This is a genomic window from Gloeocapsopsis crepidinum LEGE 06123, assembly GCF_015207655.1.
Lineage (GTDB): Bacteria > Cyanobacteriota > Cyanobacteriia > Cyanobacteriales > Chroococcidiopsidaceae > Gloeocapsopsis > Gloeocapsopsis crepidinum.
Map to the genome: position 1 here is coordinate 1 of NZ_JADEWN010000006.1, position 12321 is coordinate 12321.

Below are 12321 nucleotides of genomic sequence, written 5' to 3' on the forward strand. Positions count from 1 at the left end.
GGTTTTCTAGGGCTTCTACAGCGTCGCCGACAGTGTGACAGGGTTGTTGTGTTTTTGTTGAGAGTAACTCGATTTCGGTTGCAGAGAGCTTTTGGCTAAGATCTGTGGTGAGAGGATCGAAATCTAGTCCCCAAGTTTGGGCGATTGCGCGAGTGAGTCCTATGCGATCGCTACTTGGCATGCGGGCGATCGCAACAATCAAATCGCACAGTTGTCTTCCTTGCGGACACTGACCAAAAACGTGTAAACCATCGCGAATTTGGGATTCTTTCAGTTCACAGAGATAGCCATCAATGTTGCTAATGCTTAATTGTTCATCACTCCCGACACCAAGATCGAGGTAGAGATTTTCTTGCAGAACTAAATTGAGAATGCGATCGCGAATTAGTGTTAACCGCGCCGGATCTAAACTCTGCGCCTCATAATACTCATCTACCAATCCCTCTAACTGCTGCAAAGGTCCATACAATTCTGCACGAGTCAACGGCGGTGTCAGATGGTCTAAAATCACAGCTTGAGCGCGACGCTTAGCTTGCGAGCCTTCACCAGGATCGTTCACAATAAACGGGTACAAATGTGGTAAAGCACCGAATGCTACCTCAGGATAACAACTCTCCGACAAAGCCACACTCTTTCCTGGTAGCCACTCCAAATTGCCATGCTTCCCTACATGAACCACCGCATCAGCACCGAAACATTCTCGTACCCAATAATAAAACGCCAAATAAGCATGAGTAGGCTCCAAATCAGGAGCATGATAATTCAAAGTTGGGTCAACATCATAACCCCGCCCTGGCTGAATTCCCACAAACACATTACCCAAACTAATCCCAGGAACCGCGATCGCTTCCTCTGTTCCTCTGTGATTCGTTTCCCCCCACCGCCCAGCAATCCCCTGTTGCACCTCCAACGGCAAACTTGCAAAATACTCGCCATACTCCTGCCAACTCACGCTTTGCAACACCGAACGCAATTCCCTACCCTCAGGATCATTCGTCACCCCACTCGTCAAGCGCTGCATCAACTCTTCCCCACTCTGCGGCGGATTTTTCACCTGATACCCAGCATCTTGCAAAGCCTGCAAAATCTCAACACAACTTGCCGGAGTATCCAACCCCACGCCATTCGCTAGACGCCCATCGCGATTCGGATAATTCGCCAAAATCAGCGCAATTCGTCGTTCGTGTGGTGGAGACAACCGCAACCGCACCCAACTCGCGGCTAAATCTGCAACAAAAGCAATGCGATCGCACCGTGGTTCATAAACAACAACATCCGTTTCTAAATCAGAATTCCACGTTTGCACAGCTTTAAACGAAACTGCACGGGTAATAATCCGCCCATCCACCTCTGGTAGTGCAACATTCATTGCCATATCGCGCGGTGAAAGCCCTTGAAATTGGGCTTCCCAAACATCGACAGAACCACTACTCAAAATTGCCTGCAACACAGGAACATCTAGTTTTTCCCAAAAATCTAATTGCAGCGTTGCTTCTAATCGCGCTAGTGAAAAACTCGTTGTATTTAGCAATAGTTGAATTTGCGGTTCTTCTTTTGGTTGGAAATAAGAAATAAGCTCATCTTGCACCAAAAGGCGATCGCGCAAAGAAGACACAAAAATCGGTATAGGTTCTAAATTTCTTTCCCACAATGCTTGACAAAAAGCATCTATTACATTCAAATTACCCGCTAAATAATGCGCGCGATAAAATAAAATCCCTACTCTAGGCTTTTCCTCTGATCCCCAAGCCCTGATACCCGATCCCTCATAGAAACCCACACGCGGTATAACTTGAGGCTGCAGCGGATAATAGCTAGTTTCCAAACACGCATCGCAGACAAATTGCAAGCCATTGACAATGTTTTCTACACCGCCTTCACTAAAGTAGCGCCAGATTTGGTTAACAGCGGTTAAAGAAACTGTAGAATGTTCAATTAGATTAGGATCGAGAACATCGTCTCCAGGAATGACAATCAGCGATGCACCTGTACGCTGTACGGTTTCCTGTACCACTTCTAAGCCGTAAGCCCAGTAAGATTGTCCTCCAAGTAGCCGTAAAATAATAATTTGAGCTTTTTCTAATACTTCCTCTGCGTAGGTATCAATTGTCAGTTGTTGCTGCAGCTGTAATAAATTAGCAACCCGCAGTGCAGGAAACCCCACTGGTAGTTTCGAGATCGCGGCTGCTATGGTTTGAATATCAGTATCAGCAGCAGTTAGAAACACGATTGGTGCTGGAGTCTGCTCTAAAAAAATTACGCCTTCTGATTGAGGATTCCAACCTCCTGGTGTGGCATTAATACGATGCATAACGTTGTCTTATAAAATGCATAATGTAGTTTTATATCAGAGGTCAGAGGTCAGGATTAAAAGCTATTTGGAGAATGATTTTGAACCTTGATAATGTCTTAACCCTATTGACCATTGCTAGATAACTTGCAACAGGAAGAAAAGCTGCCGTGGAGAGCAATTTAGCCAAGATTTAATTAAACCTTAGAGTATGTTCCATCCTGAAGATTTGAGCTTTCATGGCACTTTGCCTTTGGCAATTTTTGAGCAACTCAGGCAGTTGTTGCATCAGATGGCTCAAGTCGCAGAAACAGAAGCTGTGGTGCTGACACAAGACATTCTCTTATCAATTCCTGTTTCTCAGAAGAAGCAGCAATTTATCGTCATCATATCTCAGGGATTTAGTGCGCTGCTTTTGGGATCTCAAGAGGAACCTGAAAAACCAAACCTTCACAATTCAGTCAAGATGAAAGACTTTAACGATGCTGGAGATTCATCACTACCTAGCGAATTTTTACTATCTGCTCAGCAAGAGTCTTCAATTGATGCCACTTTAACATTTGATCAAGATGAGATCGCTCGTTTCTTGCAAAAACTGGGCAGTACTCTTCAGCACGATTCCCAAGCTTACCAAACTCTGGCTCAGTACTGTCAAAGCTTGCAACCAAATGATGCTAAGTTGCAAAGTTACTTTTCGCTCTTACTATTATCTATCTTTACTGAAGAGAAGGCGATCGCACCGCAAACTGAATATCCTTACGTATCTGTCTGTCAACCTGTAGAAAATGCTCTCAAAGAGCAGATTTCTCACGAACGGTTGTTAAACCAACTCACAAATCAAATTCGTCAAAGTTTAGATTTATCAGTCATTCTTTCTACAGCAGTTAATCATGTCCGTGATTTTCTGCAATTAGATCGCTTAATAATTTATCAGTTTGAACGAGATAGCGCTCGCGACTCGGATAGCCATCAGGAAGGAACTGCTTCATCACAGGTGCTGCACCATAGCAATACCTGGCAACATTCTGGGTGTGTGGTGTATGAAGCCCGTGCAGCAGAATCAATCCCCTCTATGTTGAACTACCGCGAAGCAGGTTGTTTTATACCAAGTTCGCAATGTTGGGATAAGTATCGTAAAGGCTTTACCCTTGCCGTAGACAATATAGAAAAGACATACATTTTGTCACAGTGTCTTTTAGAGTTTTTGCGCGAGAGCCAAGTAAGGGCAAAGCTAGCAGCACCAATAGTCTTTCAAGAGAAGCTGTGGGGTTTACTCATCGCGCATCAATGTAGCGATCGCAACTGGCGCAACAGTGAAAAAAATTTATTACAACGAATTGCCGAACAACTGGCGATCGCTATTCACCAAGCCGAGTTAATGCAATCTTTAACACGAGAAAAGCAATTACTCGAACAACGAGTCTCAGAACGTACCCAAGCCCTCCAAGATGCTTTAATCGCTGCGCAGGCTGCAAATCGTGCGAAAAGCGAATTTCTGGCGACGATGAGTCACGAATTGCGATCGCCACTGACAAGTATTATCGGATTATCCGCGACACTATTACGCTGGCCATTGGGTAAATTAACCGAGCGTCAGAGTCAATATTTACAAACTATCCACAATAGCGGCGAACATTTACTAGTTCTGATCAATGATATTTTGACATTATCAGAGGTCGAAGCAGGCAAAGCAATTTTAGACAGAAGCGAGTTTTCCTTGAGATCAATTGCTGAAACTAGCTTGCAATCTTTCATTAGTGTTGCAGCACAGCAAGCTGTTGACCTTAATTTAGATTTGAGAATTGATGCGTCATGCGATCGCATCACCGCAGATCTTAAGCGCGTGCAACAAATTCTGTGGAATCTTTTAAGTAATGCGGTAAAATTTACTCCAGCTGGAGGACAAGTCACATTACGGGCTTGGCTAGAGCAAAACACGGCAGTCTTTCAGGTTGAAGACACAGGCATTGGTATTCCAGAAGAACAGTTATCGCTACTATTTGAGAAATTTCAGCAGCTAGATACACCCTACTGTCGCCAATATGAAGGAACAGGGCTTGGTTTAGCCCTTACCAAACACTTAGTAGAACTGCATCAAGGGCGCATTGAAGTCGAATCGGTTGTAGGTAATGGTTCAGTTTTCACAGTTTGGTTGCCAGTGAGTGGCTAGCTGCTAGTGGCTAGATGTTAGATTTTTTAGAAGTATAATATGATACATGAGTTTAACAGTGTAGTTGCAAAGCTTAAGCAAGGTTTAATTGTTTCGTGTCAAGCTCCGGTTGACTCACCGTTGCATGAGCCGATGGTAATTGCGGCGATCGCTCAGGCGGCTACGAATCAAGGAGCCGTAGGTGTCAGAATTGATACACCTGAACACATTAGTGCAGTAAGACAGCGCTGTACAGTACCTATTATTGGGCTATGGAAACAACAAATACCAGGCTACGACGTGTATATTACGCCGCAGTTCCACCATGCAGTAGCGATCGCCCAAGCTGGAGCAGATATTATTGCCATTGACGCCACGCAACGCCAACGCCCAGAGGGAGAAACTCTGACTTCCTTAATTGAACAAATTCATCAAGAACTTGGCAAACCTGTGATGGCAGATGTCGATACGATGGAAGCGGCGATCGCTTCTGTCACTGCGGGTGCAGATCTTGTGGGAACGACTCTCTACGGCTACACAAGTGAAACTACACATTTATCTCCTCCTGGCTTTGAACTCCTGACACAAATGGTAGAAAAACTCGCAGTTCCAGCAATTTGTGAAGGCGGTATTTCTTCTCCCCGAATGGCACGTCAAGCACTCGATTTAGGAGCCTACGCTGTAGTTGTCGGTACAGCCATTACTGGAATCGATTCTTTAGTGAAGGCATATCGATCCGCGATCAGCTAGTGATTAGTTATGAGTTTTGAGTTATGAGTTTTGAATCTTAAAGATTTTTGGAAAGCGCTCATAGTTGGGAGGCAATTATTTTGAGTTTTGAATTTTGGGTTAGAAGAATTTTCTTAACTCAACACTAAATTCATGCTTGTCGTTTCAAAATCACCATATTTTCTCCGACAACTGGGCTACGTGCGAGTAAACTTCCTTGGGGATCGACAACTTCTAAGTAAATAAAATCGAGTTCCTTGGCTCGCTGAAACATTTGTGCGGTTAATTTGTCTTGTTGTGATGGCTCTAGATTGTACCAATCAGTCTTTAATTTCACAGTGAGACTATTAGCCGGAAAATTAACTTGAAGCGATTGAATCATACCATCACCATAGCGATCGCTAACTTCTGCAACTTGCTTTTCAATTGCTGCAATCAAACTCTGTTCAGGTGTGGGTTCGATAACAGGTAGCATAGGTTCGATAATTGGCTCAGAAGGTGCTGTTTCTGAGGGGACAGGTGAAGGAATTTCTGCAACTGCTTGCGGTGGTTCTGGTGCAACTAATTCTGATGGCGCAGGTATTAGCAGAGGTTCTTCTTGTGGTGGTTCTGTAACTGGTTGTGGCGCTTCTGCAACTGCTTGCGGTGGTATGGTTGGCTCAGGTTCTTCTTGTGGTGGTTCTGGTTCCTCTTGAATAAGTACTGGTGGTACCTCCGCGACTTCTGGCGGTGGTGACTTCGGTGCTAAGAAAAAGACTGTTGTTCCTACTACAATGACAACAATTCCAGCAATAATACCCGTCAGTGCTGTATCTGATAGTGAAGCATTTCCAGGTAAGAAATTACGAATTCCAGCTAAAAATTTACTCCATCCGCGTTGCAGTTGCTTCCAGAATGGCGTAGTGGGTACTGTTGGTTCAGTTTCAAGCTTTGTTACTAATTTTTCTAAGACATTAATTGTCCCACGCAGCACTCTCACACTCTGCTTTTTCACGAACCCTAGATTGGAAGTGACTTGTTCTTGTGGTTGAGACGATGGCGGTTGTGGATTGGGTGTTTGTGACATCACTCGCTACTAAGGCAGTAGATTACACATCAATTAAGTTTCATTCTGACGTTGCTGCCTACTCAGCCTTAATCTATCATTGTGAGGTTTGATTCCCCAAAGGTGTGATTATGCCTCTCAAACGTCGTCAGTTTGTATTTTTCAGTGGTGTTGGTGGTTTCGGTTTGGCTTTGCTAGGTAAAATGCAGAGTCACAGCAGCGAATACACTTCGTGTAGGCTTCGCCAACGCACTTCTGATTTCAACTTAGTGTCTCAAGCTCAACCACTCACATCCGAACCAATTTTACGATTTGTTTCATTAGCCGACACAGGAACTGGTGCCAAAGGGCAATATGCTGTTGCGCAAGCAATGACACAACATCACAAACAAAATGCTTTTGACTTAGCCATTTTAGCTGGAGACAATATTTATAACGATGGAGAAATTGAGAAAATAGGTGCAGTTTTTGAACGTCCTTATGAACCCTTGTTACAACAAGGCGTTAAGTTTCGTGCTTGTCTAGGAAATCACGATATTCGTACTGCCAATGGCGATCCTCAAGTCAAATATCCAGGATTTAATATGCAAGGACGCTACTACACTTTCCGGCATGATGCAGTGCAATTCTTTGCTTTAGACACCAATAAAAATGCTGATTGGAAATTGCAATTACCTTGGCTAGAAACTGAACTGAGCCGCAGTGATGCAGCTTGGAAAGTTGTTTTTGGACACGATCCAATTTATTCTTCTGGTCATTACGGCACAAATCAAGAATTCATCAAAAACTTAACTCCACTATTTCAAAAATACAATGTGCAGTTATATATCAATGGACACGATCACAATTACGAACGTACTCGTGCAATCAATGGTACAATGTATTTAACTTGTGGAGCAGGTGCTGGAGTGCGCCCAGTAGGACGTTCAGAATGGACAAAACATTCTGCTGAAAAATTAAGTTTTGCTGCTTATGAAGTGTATCGCGATCGCATCGAAATTTCTGCTATCGATACCAAGCATCAGGTTTTTGATAAAGGTATAGTTCAATTGTAAGCACAGAAGCATTTTTATTAGATATTTTGGGAACTATAAAGGGTATGAGAATGATAATTAGTTGAGAGTAAAGTGTCCCAAGGAGCCAAAGCAAATACATCCGGTAATGTTTTAGAAAAAACTGTTGAAGGAACTTTACTAGATCGCGGATATATTCCTACTTGCTATCCAGAACCAACTATTATATTAATTGATGGTGGAGGCATGAAGCCTGGAGCTATTTCTTAGTTAAAAGCACAAACAAGTTGTTGGTTTGAATCAAAATCTACTTGCAGTTCATACTTTAGTCATACTTTAGCAAGCTTTGTTGCATGGGCTAATAAAAATATCTGTTAGATAGTAATTAATACTTCTGAAATTTTACCCCGCTTGTTAGCATTTGAGTTAATTGCTCTAGCAGCCTTGATTTCATATATTTTGAAATCTTTGTAGAGTTCTCTTATAAAAGGACAATCCGAGTTAGATTGCATCACTTTTACTCCTCTTTGAGCTAACTCTACACATACATCTTTCAATTTAATCTGATCGTCTTTATTAAAAGGATCGCGACTGTAAGCAGTAAAGTTGCTAGTATCACTTAGAGGATAATAAGGAGGATCGAAGTACACAAAATCTGTATGATTTTTAGCATAGTTCAAAACTGCTTCAAACGGTTTTACTTCTACTTGAGCAACTTGTAGTGCTTTCGCTACAACACGCAGTAATTCTGAATTACAAATCTGCGGATTTTTATACTTCCCTATTGGCACATTAAATTCACCTTTAGAATTTTCACGGTATAAACCATTGAAGCAAGTTTTATTTAAATAAATTAACCGCGCGGCTCGCTCTACAGAATTGTCTGTATTATAAGAGCGCATATAGTAGTAATATTCCTTATTATGTTTTTTTTGATATTGTTCTAATAAAGAAATAACGGCTTCAACATCGTGTTTTATGCATAAGTATGTATTAATTAACTCAGGATTAATGTCTGAGAGGTCTGCATAACTAAGTGAATAATTATTATATAAGTAGAAAAATACTGCTCCACCACCTAAAAAAGGCTCATAGTAATTATTAATTTTCTGTGGAAATAAAGAAGTATATTGCTGAATTAACTTACTTTTTCCACCTGCCCATTTCAGAAAGGGTTTTGGATAGCTAGATTCTTGATTCAACATTAATAAAAACGCATTTTAAATATTAAAGACAAAATTAAATTTGAGAAATATTTTAATAAGTTCATATTATAATGCCGGTAATAGAACAATCACAGGTATTTTTCTTTTTCCATTCTCTGTGTCGGGAGTGGGTCGTTAAAAGAAGTCTTCATAATTAAATCTGATTGTCATATAATATTAATCAAATAAGAAACCTATCAAAATTTACCTCAATAACACAAGATGTTTGATGGATTTTGGCAAAACATCTCGCGCTACCCTCGTTATTTTATTACTATTATCCTGGGTATCTTTTTAAACGCATTTGCACCACTAGCGCCACTATTCAAGCGTCCAGTCACAGCGATCGCACTTATTGGTGTATTGATTGGGACGATTGTTTTTGTCACATTTACGCTGCGTGCCATGCTAGGGATAGATCCGATTTAAGCGAGAGCGAGAAAGAATAGGTTAAAGACAACATATAGTGAGGAAGTAGAACAGAAATGGCTACTAGTCGTCGCGTTTCTCGCGTTGCCGAATTAATCAAACGCGAAGTTAGCCAAATGCTAATCCACGATATCAAAGACGATCGCGTGGGTGCAGGAATGGTTAGCGTAACTGATGTTGATGTTTCGGGCGATTTACAACACGCCAAAATTTTTGTCAGTATCTATGGTACTGATGAAGCACGAGCAGAAACAATGGCTGGCTTAAAGTCTGCAACTGGATACGTCCGCAGTGAATTAGGACAAAGAGTCCGCTTGCGGCGAACGCCAGAAATTGTCTTCCAAGAAGATCGTTCAATTGAGCGCGGTAATAGAGTTTTATCGCTGATTAACCAACTTAATCAAAATCGTCAAATTGATGATGCAGTAGCAACACAAGAGGATTTCGATCAGTTTGATAGTGAATTCGATACTAAATCCGAGGATACTTAAGCGACAGGCAAGACGCCTGTGCCACTACAGGACATACTTTATTCAACATTTACCGTAATGCGATCGCTTCCTGATATCAATAGCCTTTCGTTAGCCGAACAAGTCGCCCAAATGATTGTCGTTCGCGCCTCTGGCTATTTATTCGATCATCAAATTCAGTACCCACAGTGGGAACCCCCTGCAGCTAAGTTGCAGTATTGGCTAGAAATTGGTGTTGGTGGTGTCATTTTGTTGGGAGGTAGTGCGGGAGAAATGACGCTGCGATCGCAACAACTCCAAAATTGGGCAAAATTTCCTTTACTCATTGCCGCAGATATTGAAGAAGGCGTCGGACAACGTTTTTCGGGTGCTACAGAGTTTCCTCCACCAATGGCACTGAGTGCGATCGCACAGCGAGATCTCAATGCTGCCATACAATACGCATCGCAAATGGGGGCTGTGACTGCGCAAGAAGCGTTAGCAATTGGCATCAACTGGGTATTAGCACCAGTAGTAGACGTCAATAACAATCCAGCCAACCCTGTAATTAACGTTCGCGCCTTTGGAGAAACGCCAGAAATTGTTAGTCAATTAACAACAGCTTTTATTCAAGGCGCTAAAAAATACCCTGTACTCACCGCAGCAAAGCATTTTCCAGGACACGGTGATACGGCAACAGATTCTCATCTCGAATTACCTGTCGTTCCACATTCGCCTGAAAGATTAGCAAAAATCGAATTACCACCATTTCAAGCCGCGATCGCTGCTGGTGTTGATGCTGTCATGAGTGCCCATTTGCTCATTCCCGCTTGGGATAGCGAATATCCAGCAACACTCTCGCCAAAGATATTAACTCAACAATTGCGCAAGCAGCTGGGATTTGATGGATTAGTTGTGACTGATGCTTTAGTTATGGGAGCGATCGCCAACCGCTACGGAAGTGAAGAAGCTGCAGTATTAGCCGTAGAAGCGGGAGCAGATATTTTATTAATGCCACCTGAACCCGAAGCCGCAATCCAAGCTGTTTGTCACGCAGTTGAGAGCGATCGCATTTCTTTAGATCGAATTCGGACTTCAGTAGAGCGCATCTGGCAAGCTAAACAGCAGGTTGAGTATCCTATGCCTACACTACAAGAATTAGCTCAACCCGCAGCATTTGGGATAGTTAACAACATTTTGCAAGCAGCACAGGTTATTTATGGTTCTGTCCCTATCAATGTGGATGTGACTTCTGGCGCTTTACGCAACTTAGTAGTTGTGGATAATCTCCTCAACTGCACTTTTTTAAGTGAGATTAGCCCAGCGATCGCGATTCCGAAACAATTAGGCTATATAACTGAACTGATCGATTGTCATACTTCAGCTACAGCCTTTGAGAGCAATCAAGCTACTTTGTTACAACTATTCATTCGTGGTAATCCATTTCGAGGTAGTGCTGGTTTAACTCAATTAGCCCAGGACTTATTTAAGAGATTATTACAATCGGACAATTTACAAGCTTTAATCGTTTACGGTAGTCCCTATGTAGTGCAGGAGTTTTTACCAGCGTTGCCTAAAACGACGCCTTGCTTATTCTCCTATGGGCAAATACCTGCTGCTCAGTTAACAATCATGAATACGTTATTCAATTTATAACGCTTTCTATCAATAGATAGATTTTTTTTAGCGTACACTTCTATCTAAAGGTAGTATTTCAGGATGATACTCTATTTAACGCTAGACTAGATTAGCGTAGTTCTACGTTTACTATGGTTTGTCTTAAAAACTTTATAAGTGAAATTGTCACGCTTTCTTGACTCTTGCAACATTTATTAATATTATAATAGAAAAGAAGAAACGAAAATAGAAAAAGTATCAGTATAGTAAAATACAAAAACTAAAGTTACTGCCAAGATTATCAAGATCGAAATAGAGAGTTGAATACTATATCCCTAATTTTTCCTGGGTTAAAAATCATGAGTGTGAATACATTGCCACCTGTTCGGTACTCGTTAGATGTGATTCAAGACGAGGTGCGGCGTTTGGTGCAAAAAGGAGTAATCAGCCGCCAACAACCAATCTACACGTTGTGCCAGTTTATTCCCCCACGGGAATGGGTTTGTTTGGAAGGAGAACTAGAAAAGTGCGACTTCCTGCTGCGCGATCGCATTGGCGATCTCTTAGGACATGAGGAATGGGATAACGATTAAATCGCTTAAGCTGCTAGAAAAGTAAATATAGAACGTTGCGATCGCTCTATTATCAACTTCAGATAAAGACCACAATAAATACATAGAATTTTTCTACATTCTTTGATTGTTTTGCCAAAAAGTAGTTAGGCAGAACAATTTTTTATTTGAGGAGTTTTCATAAAACTAGGTAGACTGCAACAGAGTTGTAACGCTGCAGCAGCTTGCCTCACTATCGCCCTTCTAAATGATTTGTGGACGCAAGAACTCCATCAAAAATTAATCATTAACTATCGGCAGCCTTAATTGGATGTTTAGAACTTAAACAGAAAAACTATAGCTATAATTCAACTTACCTGTTCTAAATAAAAATTGAGATCTTCAGTAATTCGAGTTAATTCTGCTTCAGTAGTAAGACGAATATGAGGATCGCGTAGCGTAATCAACACTTTAGCGGCAAAAGGTGTAGCCCAGATATTGGGATTACAAAAAATCTCTAGAAAGATTTCGCCAGTGTAACGATATTCTAAAGGCTGTTGTGGAGTAGCTTTAGTGCCAGAAGTGACCTTAGTGCTAACAGCTTTAAGACTTTGCATCAATTGTGCGATCGCACTTTGTAACTCGCGTGCAGCTTGTGGTGAGAAACTAAAAGAAACAGAACCCTCAACCAAGTTTAAAGTTAGCTTTGGGGACATAAGCGTAATTTATCCAAACCTGCTACTTTATATTACCTGTTACAGCGCAGTTTCTTAAATACACAGGCTACTTTCCACCAAAACTTCTAATATATATGTATTAATCAGACAATTCCTAACTACAACAT

The 12321-nt window shown here is 41.6% G+C and carries 12 protein-coding genes; 8 read left to right on the forward strand and 4 right to left on the reverse strand.

Annotated features, from left to right (window positions below; translation table 11 throughout):
- A partial coding sequence (gene cobN, locus IQ230_RS03565) for a cobaltochelatase subunit CobN (RefSeq protein WP_193930710.1) occupies positions 1-2311 on the reverse strand: 2311 nt, incomplete at its 3' end.
- Between the two features lie 190 nt (positions 2312-2501).
- Here cobN and IQ230_RS03570 point away from each other — a divergent pair.
- On the forward strand, positions 2502-4460 hold the full coding sequence (locus tag IQ230_RS03570; protein ID WP_193930711.1) for a sensor histidine kinase: 1959 nt from the start codon (positions 2502-2504) through the stop codon (positions 4458-4460).
- 39 nt (positions 4461-4499) lie between these two features.
- On the forward strand, positions 4500-5189 hold the full coding sequence (locus IQ230_RS03575) for an N-acetylmannosamine-6-phosphate 2-epimerase (protein ID WP_193930712.1): 690 nt from the start codon (positions 4500-4502) through the stop codon (positions 5187-5189).
- Between the two features lie 130 nt (positions 5190-5319).
- On the opposite strand, the gene IQ230_RS03580 is transcribed toward IQ230_RS03575, so the two are convergent.
- Positions 5320-6234 (reverse strand): hypothetical protein, encoded by a 915-nt coding sequence (locus IQ230_RS03580; RefSeq protein WP_193930713.1) that lies wholly within the window; start codon positions 6232-6234, stop codon positions 5320-5322.
- A gap of 110 nt (positions 6235-6344) precedes the next feature.
- On the opposite strand from IQ230_RS03580, the gene IQ230_RS03585 reads away from it, so the two are divergent.
- Positions 6345-7268: a metallophosphoesterase gene (locus IQ230_RS03585; RefSeq protein WP_193930714.1), complete on the forward strand. Its 924-nt coding sequence runs from the start codon at positions 6345-6347 to the stop codon at positions 7266-7268.
- A 72-nt stretch (positions 7269-7340) separates the two neighbouring features.
- Positions 7341-7496, forward strand: coding sequence for a hypothetical protein (locus IQ230_RS26370; protein ID WP_228054552.1), 156 nt, complete (start codon positions 7341-7343; stop codon positions 7494-7496).
- A gap of 104 nt (positions 7497-7600) precedes the next feature.
- Here the strand turns inward: IQ230_RS26370 and IQ230_RS03595 are convergent, their stop codons facing one another.
- Positions 7601-8431: a DNA adenine methylase gene (locus IQ230_RS03595; protein ID WP_193930715.1), complete on the reverse strand. Its 831-nt coding sequence runs from the start codon at positions 8429-8431 to the stop codon at positions 7601-7603.
- 222 nt (positions 8432-8653) lie between these two features.
- Here IQ230_RS03595 and IQ230_RS03600 point away from each other — a divergent pair, with 222 nt between their 5' ends.
- The 4 genes from IQ230_RS03600 to IQ230_RS03615 all read left to right on the forward strand — a co-directional run bounded on the left by IQ230_RS03600 (position 8654) and on the right by IQ230_RS03615 (position 11519).
- Positions 8654-8860: a DUF751 family protein gene (locus tag IQ230_RS03600; protein WP_193930716.1), complete on the forward strand. Its 207-nt coding sequence runs from the start codon at positions 8654-8656 to the stop codon at positions 8858-8860.
- Positions 8861-8916: 56 nt separating this feature from the next.
- Positions 8917-9351 (forward strand): 30S ribosome-binding factor RbfA, encoded by a 435-nt coding sequence (gene rbfA / locus IQ230_RS03605; RefSeq protein WP_193930717.1) that lies wholly within the window; start codon positions 8917-8919, stop codon positions 9349-9351.
- A 57-nt stretch (positions 9352-9408) separates the two neighbouring features.
- Positions 9409-10965, forward strand: a complete 1557-nt coding sequence (locus tag IQ230_RS03610; protein ID WP_193930807.1) for a glycoside hydrolase family 3 protein — start codon at positions 9409-9411, stop codon at positions 10963-10965.
- Between the two features lie 320 nt (positions 10966-11285).
- A complete protein-coding gene (locus tag IQ230_RS03615; protein ID WP_015187198.1) occupies positions 11286-11519 on the forward strand; it encodes a DUF4327 family protein in 234 nt (77 codons plus the stop codon).
- A 326-nt stretch (positions 11520-11845) separates the two neighbouring features.
- Here IQ230_RS03615 and IQ230_RS03620 read toward each other — a convergent pair whose 3' ends face one another.
- Complete coding sequence (locus tag IQ230_RS03620) at positions 11846-12193, reverse strand: hypothetical protein (protein ID WP_193930718.1); 348 nt, start codon at positions 12191-12193, stop codon at positions 11846-11848.
- Positions 12194-12321: the final 128 nt, after the last annotated feature.